The organism is Streptomyces sp. NPDC104367 (assembly GCF_055583825.1).
The window spans coordinates 1-15705 of the sequence record NZ_JBVJND010000024.1 but is presented as its reverse complement, the minus strand read 5'-3'; the positions used below and the strand labels follow the sequence as shown (position 1 = coordinate 15705).

At 72.9% G+C, this 15705-nt stretch carries 13 protein-coding genes and 1 pseudogene; 6 read left to right on the top strand and 8 right to left on the bottom strand.

What is annotated here, in order from left to right; genetic code table 11:
* Window positions 1-496 precede the first annotated feature (496 nt).
* On the bottom strand, window positions 497-2923 hold the full coding sequence (gene pepN / locus ACZ619_RS30835; RefSeq protein WP_469605794.1) for an aminopeptidase N: 2427 nt from the start codon (window positions 2921-2923) through the stop codon (window positions 497-499).
* Window positions 2924-3105: 182 nt separating this feature from the next.
* Between pepN and ACZ619_RS30830 the strand changes: the two genes are divergently transcribed.
* Complete coding sequence (locus ACZ619_RS30830; RefSeq protein ID WP_469605792.1) at window positions 3106-4239, top strand: acyl-CoA dehydrogenase family protein; 1134 nt, start codon at window positions 3106-3108, stop codon at window positions 4237-4239.
* A 188-nt stretch (window positions 4240-4427) separates the two neighbouring features.
* Here ACZ619_RS30830 and ACZ619_RS30825 read toward each other — a convergent pair whose 3' ends face one another.
* The 6 genes from ACZ619_RS30825 to ACZ619_RS30800 all read right to left on the bottom strand — a co-directional run bounded on the left by ACZ619_RS30825 (window position 4428) and on the right by ACZ619_RS30800 (window position 9398).
* Window positions 4428-4757, bottom strand: coding sequence for a rhodanese-like domain-containing protein (locus tag ACZ619_RS30825; RefSeq protein ID WP_469606102.1), 330 nt, complete (start codon window positions 4755-4757; stop codon window positions 4428-4430).
* Between the two features lie 39 nt (window positions 4758-4796).
* The gene (locus ACZ619_RS30820; RefSeq protein WP_469605789.1) at window positions 4797-5609 is read right to left on the bottom strand and encodes a hypothetical protein; all 813 of its coding nucleotides are present in this window, start codon (window positions 5607-5609) and stop codon (window positions 4797-4799) included.
* A 9-nt stretch (window positions 5610-5618) separates the two neighbouring features.
* On the bottom strand, window positions 5619-6092 hold the full coding sequence (locus tag ACZ619_RS30815; protein ID WP_469605786.1) for a hypothetical protein: 474 nt from the start codon (window positions 6090-6092) through the stop codon (window positions 5619-5621).
* Between the two features lie 20 nt (window positions 6093-6112).
* Window positions 6113-7531: a DUF2252 domain-containing protein gene (locus ACZ619_RS30810; protein ID WP_469605784.1), complete on the bottom strand. Its 1419-nt coding sequence runs from the start codon at window positions 7529-7531 to the stop codon at window positions 6113-6115.
* A gap of 281 nt (window positions 7532-7812) precedes the next feature.
* Window positions 7813-8466 carry a 4'-phosphopantetheinyl transferase family protein gene (locus tag ACZ619_RS30805; protein ID WP_469605781.1) on the bottom strand — a complete coding sequence of 218 codons (654 nt, stop codon included), beginning with the start codon at window positions 8464-8466 and terminating at the stop codon, window positions 7813-7815.
* Window positions 8467-8504: 38 nt separating this feature from the next.
* Complete coding sequence (locus ACZ619_RS30800; RefSeq protein WP_469605779.1) at window positions 8505-9398, bottom strand: ScbA/BarX family gamma-butyrolactone biosynthesis protein; 894 nt, start codon at window positions 9396-9398, stop codon at window positions 8505-8507.
* 157 nt (window positions 9399-9555) lie between these two features.
* Between ACZ619_RS30800 and ACZ619_RS30795 the strand changes: the two genes are divergently transcribed.
* Entirely contained in the window at window positions 9556-10182 is a 627-nt protein-coding gene (locus ACZ619_RS30795) for a ScbR family autoregulator-binding transcription factor (protein WP_469605777.1), read from the top strand.
* An 11-nt stretch (window positions 10183-10193) separates the two neighbouring features.
* Window positions 10194-11198, top strand: a complete 1005-nt coding sequence (locus tag ACZ619_RS30790; protein WP_469605775.1) for an NAD-dependent epimerase/dehydratase family protein — start codon at window positions 10194-10196, stop codon at window positions 11196-11198.
* Window positions 11199-11385: 187 nt separating this feature from the next.
* Here ACZ619_RS30790 and ACZ619_RS30785 read toward each other — a convergent pair whose 3' ends face one another.
* Complete coding sequence (locus ACZ619_RS30785) at window positions 11386-12570, bottom strand: IS701 family transposase (protein ID WP_469605771.1); 1185 nt, start codon at window positions 12568-12570, stop codon at window positions 11386-11388.
* A 317-nt stretch (window positions 12571-12887) separates the two neighbouring features.
* On the opposite strand from ACZ619_RS30785, the gene ACZ619_RS30780 reads away from it, so the two are divergent.
* From ACZ619_RS30780 to ACZ619_RS30770, 3 genes and pseudogenes are all read left to right on the top strand, one after another.
* Window positions 12888-13496, top strand: coding sequence for a TetR family transcriptional regulator (locus tag ACZ619_RS30780; protein WP_469605768.1), 609 nt, complete (start codon window positions 12888-12890; stop codon window positions 13494-13496).
* A gap of 145 nt (window positions 13497-13641) precedes the next feature.
* Window positions 13642-15531 carry a 2-oxoacid:acceptor oxidoreductase subunit alpha gene (locus ACZ619_RS30775; RefSeq protein WP_469606100.1) on the top strand — a complete coding sequence of 630 codons (1890 nt, stop codon included), beginning with the start codon at window positions 13642-13644 and terminating at the stop codon, window positions 15529-15531.
* Window positions 15521-15705: pseudogene (locus ACZ619_RS30770) on the top strand (2-oxoacid:ferredoxin oxidoreductase subunit beta); the annotation flags it as partial. The gene ACZ619_RS30775 and the pseudogene ACZ619_RS30770, both read left to right, overlap by 11 nt.

Genomic DNA, 15705 nt, shown 5'->3' with positions numbered 1-15705 from the left:
CGCCGCGTCGTCCGGACGGCCGGTCCGGGACCCTCCGGGGTGCCGCTGCCCGGCACCCGCACGGAACGGTACTCAGCACCGGCCACCGGGCGCAGCCCCGGGGAAGGGCGGACGGGCGTGGCCATCGCCACTCCGGGCGGTTCCGGGGACCGCCCCGGCCCATCGCGCCGATCCCCTCCGCCCGAGGTCATCGCAGGTCGCGCGGTGTCCGAGCCCGGCCCGCGGAACCCGCTCGACGGGTTTTCCACAGGCCGCCGCGGACGTTTTCCACAGTGGTTGACCCGTCGTCCGGACCCGGCGACCATGGAAACCGATCGAACCGAACGATCGGTCGGGTCGGGCATCTGCCCCCCGGAGGACACCGGAGACACCGGAAACACCGGAGACGCTGGGGGCGCTGGGGGCGCTGGGGGCGCTGGGGGCGCAAGGGATACCAGGGCTATCAGGGGCGACAGAGGTATCGGAAGGGGGTTCTGGAGTACCGGGGCACCGAGGGTCAGCCGCGGGACCGGAGCATGCGGCGGACCGCGTCCGAGCGTTCCAGGAGGGTGCTGTGGACCGCGGGAGCCGCCTCCTGGGACACCCGCCGGGCCGTCTCGATGTACGCGGGGTCGATGGCGTGCGACGGGAAGAGGTGGCTGGTGAAGGTCATCGCCGGGATCATCGCGCCGCGGTGCAGTTGGGGGACCACCTCCAGGTAGCGCTGGGCGAAGGGGGCCAGCACGGTGTCCTGGGCGGGGCGCCAGAAGGCGGCGGCGACCTGGGCGATCGCCGCGACGGGCACCACGCGGTCCACGGCCAGCCGCTGCCAGACCTCGTCCTTCGCGGCGGCGTCGGGGAGGGCGGCGCGCACGGTGAGGGCGCGGATCCAGGCGTCGGGGTCGGTGTCGCGTTCGAGCAGGGCGGCGGACTCGGCGCTGACGTCGCCGCCGAGTTCGGCCTCGCGGACCAGGGCGCGCCAGCGCAGGTCGATGTCGTCACCGGCCTGTTCGCGCAGCCAGGCCAGGTCGTCGGCGCCGGTCGCGGTGCGGGCGAGACCGCGCAGCGCGACCTGGCGGCGGCCGGGGTCGGCGGCGAGCCGGCGGCAGACCGCGGCCACGGCCTCGGTGAGTTCGGCGCGCTCGGCGGGCGGAGCCCAGAGTTCGGCGACGGTGGTGGCGAGGTTGAGCCAGGGCTCGATCACCGCGTCGGAGGTCTCGGCCGCCAGGACCCCGGTGAGGCAGCGCCCGGCCTCGGCCGCCGTGGCCTCGCCGGCCGTGAGCATGTCCCAGACGGTGGCGGCGGCCACGCCCCGGGAGACGGCCGTGGGCAGCTCGGCCGCCGCGCGGAACAGGGTGTCCCGGGTCGCGGGGTCCGGGCGGGTGGTGGCGAAGGTGAGGTCGTCGTCGTTGACCAGAAGGAGGTCGTAGGTGGTGGGAAGGCCGGTGACGGGGGTGCGGGGCCGGGTCACCTCGGTGCGGATCAGCGCGGTGCGCCGCAGCGCGTCGCCGTCGCGGTCGTACGCGCCGACCGCCAGGACCTGCGGGCGCGGGGTGCCGTCGGCGACCAGGGTGACGGTGGCGCCGTCGCGGTCCAGGGTGAAGCGGTCGGTGCCGGCCGTCCCCAGCCAGGCGGTGCGCCAGGCGGCCAGGTCGCGTCCGCTGCTCTCGGCGAGGGCGTCGATCAGGTCCTGGAGGGTGGTGGTGCCCCAGGCGTGGCGGGCGAAGTACGCGGCCATGCCGGCCCGGAAGCGGTCCTCGCCCACGTACGTCATCAACTGCTGGAGGACGGAGGCGCCCTTGGGGTAGGTGATGCTGTCGAAGATCGACGCGGCCTGGGCGACGTCGTGGATGGGCTGGTGGATCGGGTGCGAGATCGGGCCCTGGTCGGCGAGGTACGCGCGGAGCTTGCCGGTGGCGAGGTGGCCCGCCCAGGCGTCGGTGTAGCGGGTGGCGCCCTCGGCGGCCCAGTGGCAGGCGAACTCGGCGAAGGCCTCGTTCAGCCAGAGGTCGTCCCACCAGCGCATGGTGACGATGTTGCCGAACCACATGTGCGCCATCTCGTGCAGCAGCACGACCGCGAGCAGCTCGCGTTCCGCGGGGGTCGGCTCGGCCCGCCGCAGGAAGGTGTCGGACCAGGTCACACAGCCGTAGTTCTCCATCGCGCCGCCGAACTCCGGCGTGAACACCTGGTCGTACCTGCGCTGCGGGAACGGCATCGCGAAGGCCTCGGCGTAGAAGGCGAGGCCCTGGCGGGTGAGGGTGAAGATCTCGTCGGCGTCGCGTTCCAGGAGTTCGGCGAGCGAGCGGCGGGCGAAGATGCCGAGGTCGTGGCCGTCGGCCTCGCGGCGGATCTCGTGGAAGGGGCCCGCGTTGACGACGGTGTTGTACACGGACAGCGGCGGGGTGTCCGGGAAGGTCCAGCGGCGGGCGGCGCCCCGTTCCTCGACGCGGGCGTCACCGGAGTTGCTGAGCACGGTCCAGGCGGCCGGGGCGGTGACCGTGAAGGCGTGCGGGGCCTTGAGGTCGGGCTGGTCGAAGCAGGCCCAGACGAAGCGGGCCTCGTCGGGTTCGAAGCTCGTCCAGACGTAGACCTCACCGTCGGCGGGGTCGGTGGCCTTGTGCACGCCCTCGCCGGTGGCGGTGTCGGCCTGGACGCTCTCGACGCGCAGCACGTTGTGGGCGGCGAGGCCGGGCAGCGGGATGCGGCCGTCGCCGGACGGGGTGAGCGGGGCGCCGTTCAGGGTCGCGGAGCGGACCTCGGCCGCGCAGTCGACGAAGGTCTCCGCGCCCGGCTCGGCGCAGGCGAAGGTGACGGTGGAGACACAGCGGACCTCCGGCCCCTCGGGCAGGGCGGTGAGGTCGATGTCCACGTCGTAGCGCTCGACCGTGACCAGCGCGGCGCGGTGCTCGGCCTCGGTGCGGGTCAGGCTCCGGATCCCCATGTGTCCTCCTCGTGCGTCCGTCCCCCGTCGGCGGACAGCGGCCGAGAGCGTACGACGGCGGAAGCCGGTGATCGCAGGGGTTTTAGGTTCCCTTCTTCTAGAACCTGTTCTATCTTGACGGACCGTCAGATCAACCATCGGATCAACCGTCAGATCGCCGGATCCGCCGGGAGGACAGGACCGTGGACTTCACCTTCGCAGAGGAGCAGTTGGCGGCGGCCGAGGCGGCGCGCGGGGTGTTCGCCGCGGTGGCGCCGGACGCAGTGCCCAGCCCGTCGCTGACCACCGGTGCCGTGGCCGAGGGCTTCGACCGGGAACTGTGGGACCGGCTGGCGGGCGCGGATCTGCTGAGCCTGCTGCTGGACGAGGAGCACGGCGGGGCCGGCCTGGACGCGATCGCGCTCTGCCTGGTGCTGCGGGAGTCGGCGAAGGTGCTGGCGCGGGTGCCGCTGCTGGAGAACAGCGCGGCCATCGCCGCCCTGTCGGCCCACGGCGGGCCGGAGCTGGGGGCGCGGGTGCTGGCGCCGGCCGGGCGCGGGGAGCTGGTGCTGACCGTCGCCGCGAGCGGGCGCACCGGACACGACCCGGCCGAACTGGCGGTGACCGCGCGGCGGGACGGGGACGACTGGGTGCTGGACGGGGTGCAGACGGCGGTGCCGTGGGCGTACGACGCCGATCTCGTCGTCGTACCGGCGCACACGGACGGCGACCGCGGGGTGCTGGCGCTGGTGGCACCCAACCGGGGCGGGGTCGCGCTCGCGGAGCAGGTGTCGACCAGCGGGGAGCGGCTCGGTGAGCTGCGGCTGGAGTCGGCGCGGGTCGCGGGGCGGGACGTGGTGACGGCGGAGGGCGCCTGGGAGTGGCTGCGCGCGCTGCTGACCACGGGGACGTGCGCGCTGGCGCTCGGGCTCGGTGAGCGGGTGCTGCGGATGACGGCCGAGTACACCGGGAAGCGGGAGCAGTTCGGGCATCCCGTCGCCACGTTCCAGGCGGTGGCCGTGCAGGCCGCCGACCGGTACGTCGATCTACGGGCCATGGAGGCGACGCTGTGGCAGGCGGCCTGGCGGATCGCGTCGGGGGCGGCCGGGGCGCTGCCCCCGGCCGGGGACGTGGCGGTGGCGAAGATCTGGGCGGCGGAGGGGGTGCGGCGGGTGGTGCAGACCGCGCAGCACCTGCACGGGGGGTTCGGCGCCGACACGGAGTACGTGCTGCACCGGTACCACGCGTGGGCGAAGCAGATCGAGCTGGCGCTCGGCGGCGCGGGGGCCCACGAGGAGGCGCTGGGGGACCTGCTGGCCGCGCACCCGCTGGGGTAGACGGGCCGGACCCAGCAGCCCTGCGACGACAGGAACCGACCCCCTCAGTCCTACGGAGGACAGGAACCGGCCCCAGCAGCCCTACGGAGGACAGGAACCGGACCCCCTCAGTCCTACGAAGGGGCAGGGACCGGCCACCTCGGTCCTACGGAGGGGCAGGGACCGGCCGCCTCGGTCCTGCGGGGGGCTCAGACCACGAACCCCGGTTCGCCCGCGTCCGTGACGACCTCACGGCCCACCGCCTGCCAGACCTGCATGCCGCCGTCCACGTTGACCGCGTCGATGCCCTGCTGGACCAGGTACATGGTGACCTGGGCCGAGCGGCCGCCGGAGCGGCAGATGACGTTGACACGGGCGTCCTGGGGGGCCGCCTCGGTCAGTTCGCCGTAGCGGGCGACGAACTCGCTGATCGGGATGTGCAGGGCGCCGGCCGCGTGGCCCGCCTGCCACTCGTCGTCCTCGCGGACGTCCAGCAGGAAGTCGCCGTCCTTGAGGTCCGCGACCTCGACCGTGGGCACACGCGCTGCGAAGTTCATGGCTCCGACGCTACCGGACCGCTACTCCTGCGTGAGCAGCGCGGCCAGCTCCGTCTCCCGCTCGGCCACGTCCTTGTGGAGCCGCTCGCCGATCTCCGCCAGGAGGCTGTCGGGGTCGTCGGGCGCCAGCCGGAGCAGACCGGCGATGGGACCGTCCTCCAGCTCCTTGGCGACCAGGTTGAGCAGCTCCTTGCGCTGGGAGAGCCATTCGAGGCGGGCGTAGAGCTCCTCGGCACGGCTCGGCCGGCGCTCCGGCGGGACCGGGCCGGCCGCCCACTCCTCGGCCAGTTCGCGCAGCAGGGCCTCGTCGCCGCGGGCGTAGGCCGCGTTGACCCGGCTGAGGAACTCCTCGCGCCGCTCCTGCTCGGCCTCCTCCTGCGCCAGGTCGGGGTGGGCCTTGCGGGCCAGTTCGCGGTAGAGCCGGCGGGCCTCCTCGCTGGGCCGCACCCGCTGCGGGGGCCGCACCTCCTGCTCGGTGAGCATCGCGGCGGCCTCCGGGAACAGGCCGTCGCCGTCCATCCAGCCGTGCAGGAGTTCCTCGACGCCGGGCATGGGCATGACCCGGGCGCGGGCCTCCTCGGCGGCGCGGATGTCCTCGGGGTCGCCGCTGCGGGCGGCCTTCGCCTCGGCGATCCGCGCGTCCAGTTCCTCGAGACGGAGGTAGAGCGGGCCGAGTTTCTGTTCGTGGAGGCGGGAGAAGTTCTCCACCTCGACACGGAAGGTCTCGACGGCGATCTCGTACTCGATCAACGCCTGTTCGGCGGTCCGTACGGCCCGTTCCAGCCGTTCCTCGGGCCGCGGTGCCTGGGACTGCTCAGCTTCCGGGGTCGTCACCCGCCCAGCCTAGGGCCTGTCGTCGCCGCCGGTGGCCGGGACCCACTCGGCGGTCAGGTCCGCGCAGGCCATGACCAGGGTGCCGGGGCGGCAGGCCAGCTCGTGGGTGCAGCCGTCGGGGTGCGGGAGGATCTCGTCGAGGATGACCCCGCCGAGCGAGGCGAGATCGCAGGCGCCCAGGACGTCCGACTGGAAACGGGAGACTCCCGTGTAGCGGATGACCAGGTCCTCGTCGTGGGCGAGACCGTGGTGGCGGAAGCGGATCTCCACGGCGCCGGGGGTGGTGCGGTGGACGTCCAGGGGGTGCAGGTCCCGGACGCAGTGGCGGTCGCCGAGGTCGTAGTGGCGGGGGTCGGTGGCGAAGGCACGGGCGCCCGGTGGCAGGCCGCCGGCGAGTTCCGGCAGCCTGGCCAGGTAGGGGCGGGGGTCGACGGAGACCGGCTCCTCGCCCTCGCCGCCACCGCCGATTGCGACGTACTTCACATCAGCACCTCATCCGGAGATCACACCCCGAGCTCCGCCGCGATCCGGCCGGACCGCACCGCGGCCACCAGTTCGCCGTGGTCCGCCTCCGTGCGGTCGGCGTAGGCCACCGCGAACGCGCCGACCGCCTCGTCCAGCTCCTCGCTCCTGCCGCAGTAGCCGGCGATCAGGCGCGGGTCGGCGCTGTGGGAGTGGGCACGGGCCAGCAGGGCACCGGTCATCCGGCCGTAGTCGTCGAGCTGGCCGGGGGACAGCGCGGCCGGGTCGACGCTGCCCTTGCGGTTGCGGAACTGGCGGACCTGGAAGGGACGGCCGCCGACCGTGGTCCAGCCGAGCAGGATGTCGCTGACCACCTGCATCCGCTTCTGGCCGAGGACCACCCGGCGGCCCTCGTGGCCGGCGGGTGGGGCGGCGAAGCCCGCGGTCGCGAGATGCGGCACGAGCGCGGACGCGCGGGCCTCCTTGACCTGGAGGATCAGCGGCTCGCCGCGGTGGTCGAGGAGGAGGACGACGTAGGACCGGGTGCCGACGCTGCCGGTGCCGACGATCCGGAAGGCCACGTCGTGCGGGGTGTGCCGGGCGAGCAGCGGGTGGCGGTCCTCGGAGAGCGTGGTGACGTAGTCCTCCAGGGCCGCGGTGACCGCCGCCGCCTCCGCGTCCGGGACCCGGCGCAGCACCGGCGCCGCGTCGACGAAGCGGCGGCCGCCGTCCTCGGTGGCCTCGGTGGAGCGGGCGGCGAACCGGCCGCTGGTGTTGGCCCGCGCCTTCTGCGAGACCCGGCGCAGGGTGCCGACCATGTCGTGGGCGTCGGAGTGGGAGACCAGTTCCTCGTCCGCGATGGCGTTCCACGCGTCCAGCACCGGGAGCTTGGCCAGCAGGCGCATGGTGCGGCGGTAGGCGCCGGCCGCGTCGGCCGCGGCCCTGCGGCAGGTGTCCTCGTCGGCGCCCGCCTCCCGGCCGGCCAGCACGAGGGAGGCGGCGAGCCGCTTGAGGTCCCACTCCCAGGGGCCGAGCACCGTCTCGTCGAAGTCGTTCAGGTCGATGACCAGGCCGCCGCGCGGGTCGCCGTACAGACCGAAGTTGGCCGCGTGGGCGTCGCCGCAGATCTGGGTGGCGATCCCCGTCGTCGGGGTGCGGGCGAGGTCGTGCGCCATCAGCCCGGCCGAGCCGCGCAGGAACGCGAAGGGACCGGCCGCCATCCGGCCGACCCTTATCGGGATCAGCTCCGGGATCCGGTCCCGGTTCGACTCCTGGACCGCGCTCACCGCGTCCGGGCGGGAACCGTCCGGGTCGAGGGCGCCGTGCACGCGCCGCGGGACCGCCGAGCGCAGCGCCTTGCCCTCTTCCTTGGGGGAGCCCTTCGCGGGCCAGGGCGCGAAGCCCTTCGGCGAGGGCAGTTCACGTGCCCCGGCCGCTGCCGCCTCGTCCAGTCCGGTCATGTCGACCGCCTCCCCGTACCGCGCCCGTGCACACGCTCGAACATCAACTCGTGGAGACGGTACAGGCGGAGGCCGGAAAGCGTCAGAGCCTGTGGACAACTTCGGGCCGGTTCGACCGGGTTGGGCCGTCTCCCCCGTATGTCCGCGAGCGTCCCCCCACCGACCACCGCCCGGTCCCCGCCGCCCCCACCGACCACCGCCCGGTCTCCACCGTCCCCTCCCGACCCGTGGCCGGCGGAGCCCGGCGTCGGGTCCGTCGGCCGCGTCCCCGGCCTCACGGGTCAGTACGCCTGGCACACCACGGCGACGGCGGCGACGGCGACACCCCGCCCGACCTGCCACCGCCCCGTGAACCCGTCGCCGGGTACCGCGGGATCGTGATCCAGGATGCGGGCGGAGAACGTGCCGTCGTGCTCGACCGTGATGTCCGCCCGGGTGAAGTCCAGCCAGCGGCGGGTGAGCGGGAACCAGGCCTTGTAGACGCATTCCTTCGCGCAGAACAGCAGACGGTCCCAGTGGACGCCGGGCGCCAGGCGGCGCAGTTCCGCGTCCCGGCGCCGCTCGGCGGGCAGGGCTATGGACGCGAACACCCCCTCGGGGAGCGGGAGGTGGGGCTCGGCGTCGACGCCGACACCGCGCACCTCACCGGCGTGCGCCACGGCCGCCGCCCGGTATCCGTCGCAGTGCGTCATGCTCCCGACGACACCGTCCGGCCACACGGGGGCACCGCCTTCGCCGGTGAGGATGGGGACGGGTGCGACGCCCAGGTCCGCGAGGGCCCGCCGGGCACACCAGCGCACGGTGGCGAACTCCCGTCTGCGTTTCCCGACGGCACCCGCCACGATCCCGGGCTCGGCGCCGAGCAGCGGGGTACGGGCCGGATCACCGAACGACTCCGCCACGGCGACCGAAGGAGGCAACAGCTTCTCGATCATGGTGTTCGTTCCCCCCGGGCACTCCGCCCCAGGCGGAATCAGCCGTTCGCCACCGAGGCGGCGGACACGACCGCGGAGAAGACGTCCTTGTCCTGCTGCCGGCTGGTGACCAGCACCCTGCGGTTGCCGTTCACGTCGTCGGGGAGCAGGGCGGACTCGATCCAGCAGGCGGTGTCGAACTCGGCGTAGCGGGCGAAGACGACGCTCATCCCCACCACCACGGCGGGGTTCGGGTGGACCGCGGCCTGGGCCGCCTGGCGCGCGGCTTCGAGCAGCAGCATGCCGGGCACGTGGTCCACGGGGTGGTCGAAGAGGATCGGGTGCGCCCGGTCGACCCGCAGCTGCCAGCGGGTGCCGAAGTCGGTGGGCGAGAGGACCACGTCCTCGAAACCGCTCCGTCCCACGCGCTCGGGCGACGCGGGGGAGGGCAGGGGAACCGCACGCAGGCCGGACAAGTCGGCGTAACGGCCCCGCAGACGTTCGTAGACGGCCTGGCCCTGGATCGCGAAGCGGGTGCGCGCGACGGCGAGGACCGTGCCGTCCCGCACCGCCTCGAAGCGCAGCGCCAGGGCCGAGACGCGCGCCTTGCTGCGCTTGACGTCCGTGCACGTGATGCGCAGGTCTATGCCGACCGCGCCGCCGTCACTGCGCAGGGCGTCCGCGTCGATCTCCCAGGCGAAGTCCTGCCAGAGCAGGTGGTGTCCGAGCGGTACCTCGTAGGCGCCGTGGGACAGCAGGGGCAGCGTCTGGCGCACCGTCTCGCAGAGCAGCATCGGGTCGTGCATGCCGAGCCGGGTCTCGTAGAAGGCGTGCTGCGCGGGCCAGCCGGCCTCCACCGCGTAGGAGTCCTCCCCCTTGCGGCACCAGTTGCTCAGCAGCACCTCGAACGCGTCGCGCTTGTGCGTGTACGACCGAGGGATGGCACTAGGCATTTCCGTCACAGGCAGATGAGCAAGCTGAAGAGACACGGCAGTCCTCCCCTTGGGCTGCTAGCGAATGCCAAAGCGATACCGAGCGGACACTCGTGCGTGCCGCTCGGATAACATAGAGGTCGTTCTTTTTGTTTGTCGAGAGGTGGGGCGGTCTGTGATGGCACAACGCAGGCAGGAGCGTGCCGTTCGTACTCGAGAAGTGCTGCTCAGGGCGGCGGCCGAGGTCTTCGACACGGCCGGGTACTCCGGCGCGAGTGTCAACAAGATCCTGGAGCGGGCCGGGCTGACGGCCGGGGCCATGTACTTCCACTTCAAGAACAAGGAAGCTCTGGCCAGAGCCGTCATCATGGAGCAGGCCGCCGATCTGGAGTTCCCCACGAGCAAGCCCGGCCTCCAGCAACTGCTCGACATGACCGGCTACCTGGCGTGCGAGCTGAAGACCAACACGCTGCTGCGGGCCGGCGTCCGGCTGGCCGTGGAGCAGAACGAATCGGGTCTCCAGGAGTACTCGATCTACGAGTTCTGGATCGACCAATTCCGTGAAACCCTCGTCGAGGCGCGCACCAGGGGGGAGTTGCGCCCCTCCGTCAACGAGGCGGACTTCGCGCGCGTGATCGTCGGCGCCTTCACCGGTACGCAGATAATGTCCGAGATCTCCAGCGAGCGGGCCGACCTGCCCGAGCTGATCGGCGCCATGTGGCACTGTCTGCTGCCCGCCCTGGCACCGGACGAGGTCGTCGCCCGACTCGTCATCCCCCGCGACGAGTCGGCGGCCACCGCGTGAGACCGCCCCGCGTGGCGGTCACCGGAGCCACGGGCTTCGTCGGTTCGGCGGTGCTGCGCGGGCTCCTCGAAGCGCGTGCCGACGGCCGCGTCGCCGACGTGCGCGCCCTGGTGCGCACGCCTCCCGGGGGACGGCCCCGGGAGGAGGCGGGCCCGTCGTGGCACCCCGCGGACCTGACCGATCCGTCCTCGCTGTCCGGAGCGCTCAACGGCGTGGACGTCCTGGTGCACCTCGCGTCCCGGGTGTCCGGCGAGGCGCCCGTGTGCGAGGCCGTCAACGTCCGGGGGACCGCGACGCTCGCCGAGGAGGCCCGCCGCAGCGGTGTCCGACGCGTCGTCCAGCTCTCGACGACCGCGGTGTACGGAGCCGGGCCGCACCGCGGGCTCGTCGTGAACGAGATCGCGCCGGCGCCTGTCTCCGCGGCCAGTTCCACCCGGCTCGCAGGCGAGCGGCATGTGCTGGCGGCGGGCGGCACGGTGCTGCGGGCCGGTCTGGTCGTGGGCCGGGGCGACCGCTGGGTCGTCCCGGCGCTGGCCGAACTGCTCGCACGGGTTCCGGCCCTCTGGGACGGCGGAGGCGGCCTGCTGTCCCTCGTCGACGTCGAGGACCTCGCACGGCTGATCACGACGACGGCCCTCATGCCGGACGCGCCGCCCACGGGCGTCCATCACGCCGTCCACCCCCGCCCCGTGCGCGTCCGCGACCTGCTGACCGCACTCGCCTCCCTCGGCGTGCTGCCGGGTGTGACCGAGTCATGGCCCTGGGACGCCTGCGTACGCCGGCTGCGCGAGGTGCCGGGTCCGATGAGCGAGCGCCAGCTCTCCCTCCTCGCCCTCGACCACTGGTACCGCGGCGAGGAGATCTGGCGCCTCACCGGCTGCCCGGAGGGCCCCGGCCCGCTCGCCCGCCTCACCTCGGCGTCCGCGTGGTACCGGTCGTTCCTCGCCGAGCACCCCTGGAGCCCGTCCGGCGGACCGGGTCGCGGCGAGGAGACGGGGGCGACCGGACACCGGTGAGCGGGGTGCGGTGCGTTCAGCCGCGAGGCGGAGGAGGCCGAGCCGATCAGCGCCGCCGCGGCGGGCGACGCGGTGGCGGCACCTCCCGGTCGAGGACCGGGGGCGCCGGCGCGTGACGACGACGCGGCGGCCGCGCGGGCCGCACCCCGCGTCCGCGGCAGGATCCGCCGGACGGGCTCCGGGGCCCTCAGGCGGTGCGGGACAGCGGGGCGGGGGCATCGGGCGCGGCGAGGGCGGGGGCGGCCGGGGCGTGGAGGCGGCTGTAGGTGTAGGCGGCGGAGACCAGGGTCATGTGGTGGTGCCAGCCGGGGTAGGAACGGCCCTCGAAGTCGAGCAGGCCGCAGTCCTCCTCGAGGCAGCTCACGGTGGCGGCGGCGCCGGAGGTCAGCTGGGCGAGCGCGGCGATGCGCCCGGCTCGCTCGTCGAGGAGGCTGGAGAGCCATGCCCGCGGAGGGCCCTGCCGGGTGGGGTCCCACTGGGCGAGGAGGCGGTGGGTCTGTCTGCTGCCGGGCAGCCGGACCCGGGTGGACACCCTTCTCACCTCGCCTCGGCCCGGTGCGTGCACGGTGGCGTACGTCGGGCGGGTGGCGTGCCGGTGCAGGAACTCCTTGACGGACAGGGCGTCCTGGGCGTCGGGGGCGGCGGCACGCGGGCCGAGCGGGAGTATCCGCAGACCGGACGGCACCGCCACCACGAAGTCCTGCCCGCGCCGGCTCAGGCCGTTGACCAGGGGGTGCACGTCCGGGCACTCGCTCATGTCCACCACCGCGGGGACCGCGGTGAGCCCCGCGCGGGACGCGACCGCATCGAGCAGGTCGAGGATGTGCTCCCCGTACGGACGGTGGCGGGCCGTACCGGGGATCCTGGCCCGCTCACGCAGGTCCGCGTCGTCGCTCCACCGCTCGGGAAGCATCAGACGCCAGTCCACCGGCAGGTGCATGTCCCCTGACGAGAGGAACAGCCCTACCCCCATCTGGCAGTTGATGGTCCGGCCCAGCCGCGGCACGAAGCGGCGGTGCACCCCGCACGAGTGCGCGCCGCGCTTGGGCAGGAACGCCGTGGCGAACGTCAGGGCCAGGGGCGTGGTGCGCCTCTGTACGACCCGGGTCAGTTCCTCACGGGCCGGTTCCCAGTCCCAGGGGCTGGTGTTGATGAACTGCTGCAGGGACTGCGACGCCGTCGGCGACGCCGAGATCGCGGCGGCCAAGCGGCGTATGGACTTCTTGCCCGGCGTCGTGAGCAGCCCGCGCAGGTAGCCCAGGGCCCACCTTCGCTGGTCGGCCCGCGGGAGATGTCCGAAGAGCGTGTCGCTGAAGGTGTTCAGCGAGGTCTTGCTCCACTGCGGCGGCAGAACCATGTGCTGCCCGGCCATGATGCGCTCCCTCCACGTGCATGCCCGATGAGAAAACAATAGCGAACGTTCTCTTTGTTTTTGAGAGGGCGGACGCATTCGGCGAGACTTCGGCAAGTCGCTGAAGTGGTTGCGGTCATTTCAGTAAAAAACGGCCACTGGTGCAGATGCGGCCTCCGAACCCCGTACATCTAGGAGGAAGTCGGCGTTGTGACGGAGCTCCCCCACCGGAAGCTGGTCGGCAACCCGGCCCGTCCGATCGAGAGGAGACCAGCGGTGACGCGATCGCCGATGTTCGCGGGACGCGACGAGCGCCCGGCTCCCGGAGGCTGTCCACGGTGAAGCAGGGACGAGCGGTGCAGACCCGGGAGTCCCTCATCCGGGCCGCCGCCGACGCCTTCGGCACCGCGGGCTTCGAGGCCACGTCACTGGGACGGATCTGCGCGGGGGCGGGCACCTCCATGGGCGCGCTGACCTTCCACTTCCGCTCGAAGGACGCACTCGCCGACGCGGTGCAGCAACGCGGCATCGCGCTCACCGACGAAGTGGTGCAACAGATCCTCGGAACACGTCAGCCGCCGCTGGAGACCGTCATCGCCATCACGCTCGGCGTCGTCGGTCTGCTGGAGAAGAGTTCCGTGGTCCGGGCCTCCGCCGGGCTCAGCCGCGAGCGCGTGGCGACCGCCTCCGCCTGGCCCTCCTCGTGGATCCCGGTGATCGAGGATCTGGTGACACGTGTGCCCGAGTCGGCCCTGAGCTCCGGCACCCATCCGCGTGCGCTCCTCTCCCTGGTCACGCATCTCGTGACCGGCGCCGAGGTGCTCATCCACACCGGCGGCGAGGCCGCGGGGCCGGACCGCGTCCGCGCGGTGACCCAGGTCGCCGAGATCTGGGACCTCACGCTGCGCGGGGTCTCCCCGACCTCGCGCCTGGTCCGGCAGCGGTGAACCGGGGCCCGCGCGCGAAGCGTTCCGGAACGGGCACGAACAACACAGGACGGCGCGGTTCTGGCGACTTGCCAAGATCGGGAGCGGACTTGGCCGGAGGCTGGGACGCGCCCCCTCTCGCCCCCTAGTTTCGGCTGCGGCTTCCATCCGAGCGCGACGAGAGGGGCACCCCGTGTACATCAAGGAAGTCCGCCGGCTGGACCGGGTGATCATCCGGTTCGCGGGGGACTCGGGTGACGGCATGCAGCTCACCGGCGACCGCTTCACCGCGGAGACCGCGTCCTTCGGCAACGACCTCGCCACCCTGCCGAACTTCCCCGCCGAGATCCGGGCCCCCGCCGGCACGCTGCCCGGGGTCTCCTCCTACCAGTTGCACTTCGCCGACCACGACATCCTGACGCCGGGCGATGCCCCGGACGTACTCGTCGCGATGAACCCGGCGGCGCTGCGGGCGAACATCGGCGATCTGCCGCGCGGCGCCGAAGTGATCCTCAACACCGACGAGTTCACCGGGCGGGCGATCCAGAAGGCAGGCTACGCGGCCTCGCCGCTGGAGGACGGCTCACTGGACGGCTACCGCCTCCACCCGGTGCCTCTGACCACGCTGACGGTGGAGGCGCTGAAGGAGTTCGGCCTCTCCCGCAAGGAGGCGGAGCGCAGCAAGAACATGTTCGCGCTCGGCCTGCTGTCGTGGATGTACCACCGGTCCACGGAGGGCACCGAGAAGTTCCTGGAGTCGAAGTTCGCCAAGCGGCCCGACATCGCGGCCGCCAACATCGCGGCGTTCCGGGCGGGCTGGAACTTCGGGGAGACGACGGAGGACTTCGCGGTCTCCTATGAAGTCGCCCCGGCGGCCACCGCGTTCCCGGCCGGCACGTACCGCAGCGTCTCCGGGAACCTCGCCCTGTCCTACGGGCTGGTCGCCGCGTCCCGGCAGGCGGATCTGCCGCTGTTCCTGGGGTCGTATCCGATCACTCCGGCCTCCGACATCCTGCACGAGCTGTCCCGGCACAAGAACTTCGGGGTGCGGACCTTCCAGGCGGAGGACGAGATCGCCGGGATCGGGGCCGCCCTCGGAGCCGCCTTCGGCGGGTCGCTGGCGGTGACGACGACATCCGGCCCGGGGGTGGCGCTGAAGGCGGAGACGGTGGGGCTGGCGGTGTCGCTGGAGCTGCCGCTGCTGGTGGTGGACATCCAGCGGGGCGGGCCGTCGACGGGACTGCCGACCAAGACAGAGCAGGCGGACCTGCTCCAGGCGATGTTCGGCCGCAACGGCGAGGCCCCGGTTCCCGTGGTCGCGCCACGGACCCCGGCGGACTGTTTCGACGCGGCGATCGAGGCGGCCCGGATCGCGCTGACGTACCGCACGCCGGTGTTCCTGCTGTCGGACGGCTACCTCGCCAACGGCTCCGAACCCTGGCGCATCCCGGAGCCGGACGAACTCCCGGACCTGCACGTGCGGTTCGCCCAGGGTCCCAACCACACGCTGGAGGACGGCACCGAGGTGTTCCGGCCCTACAAGCGCGACCCGCAGACCCTGGCCCGGCCCTGGGCGGTCCCCGGCACGCCCGGCCTCGAACACCGCATCGGCGGGATCGAGAAGCAGGACGGGACCGGCAACATCTCCTACGATCCCGCCAACCACGACTTCATGGTCCGTACCCGGCAGGCCAAGATCGACGGCATCACGGTTCCCGACGTCGAGGTCGACGACCCGGACGGCGCCAGGACCCTGGTCCTGGGCTGGGGCTCCACCTACGGGCCGATCACGGCCGCGGTACGGCGGCTGCGCGCGGCCGGCGAGCCGGTCGCGCAGGCGCACCTGCGCCACCTCAACCCCTTCCCACGCGACCTCGACAGCGTCCTGCACCGGTACCAGCGGGTCGTCGTGCCGGAGATGAACCTCGGGCAGCTCGCCACCCTGATCCGGGCGAAGTACCTGGTCGACGTGCGATCCGTCACCCAGGTGAACGGCATGCCGTTCAAGGCGGAGCGGCTCGCCCACACACTGGAGGCGATCATCCGTGACCACTGAACTCCGTCTCCTGCCCAAGCACTTCAAGTCCGACCAGGAGGTGCGGTGGTGCCCGGGCTGCGGTGACTACGCGATCCTCGCGGCCGTGCAGGGGTTCATGCCCGAACTCGGGCTGGCCCGGGAGAACATCGTCTTCGTCTCCGGGATCGGCTGCTCCTCCCGCTTCCCGTACTA

Excerpts from the sequence above, each read along its gene's own strand:
- pepN (WP_469605794.1), bottom strand. The coding sequence starts at position 2,923 with ATGGGGATCCGGAGCCTGACCCGCACCGAGGCCGAGCACCGCGCCGCG.
- ACZ619_RS30810 (WP_469605784.1), bottom strand. The coding sequence starts at position 7,531 with ATGACCGGACTGGACGAGGCGGCAGCGGCCGGGGCACGTGAACTGCCC.
- ACZ619_RS30805 (WP_469605781.1), bottom strand. The coding sequence starts at position 8,466 with ATGATCGAGAAGCTGTTGCCTCCTTCGGTCGCCGTGGCGGAGTCGTTC.
- ACZ619_RS30785 (WP_469605771.1), bottom strand. The coding sequence starts at position 12,570 with ATGGCCGGGCAGCACATGGTTCTGCCGCCGCAGTGGAGCAAGACCTCG.
- ACZ619_RS30795 (WP_469605777.1), top strand. The coding sequence starts at position 9,556 with ATGGCACAACGCAGGCAGGAGCGTGCCGTTCGTACTCGAGAAGTGCTG.
- ACZ619_RS30800 (WP_469605779.1), bottom strand. The coding sequence starts at position 9,398 with ATGCCTAGTGCCATCCCTCGGTCGTACACGCACAAGCGCGACGCGTTC.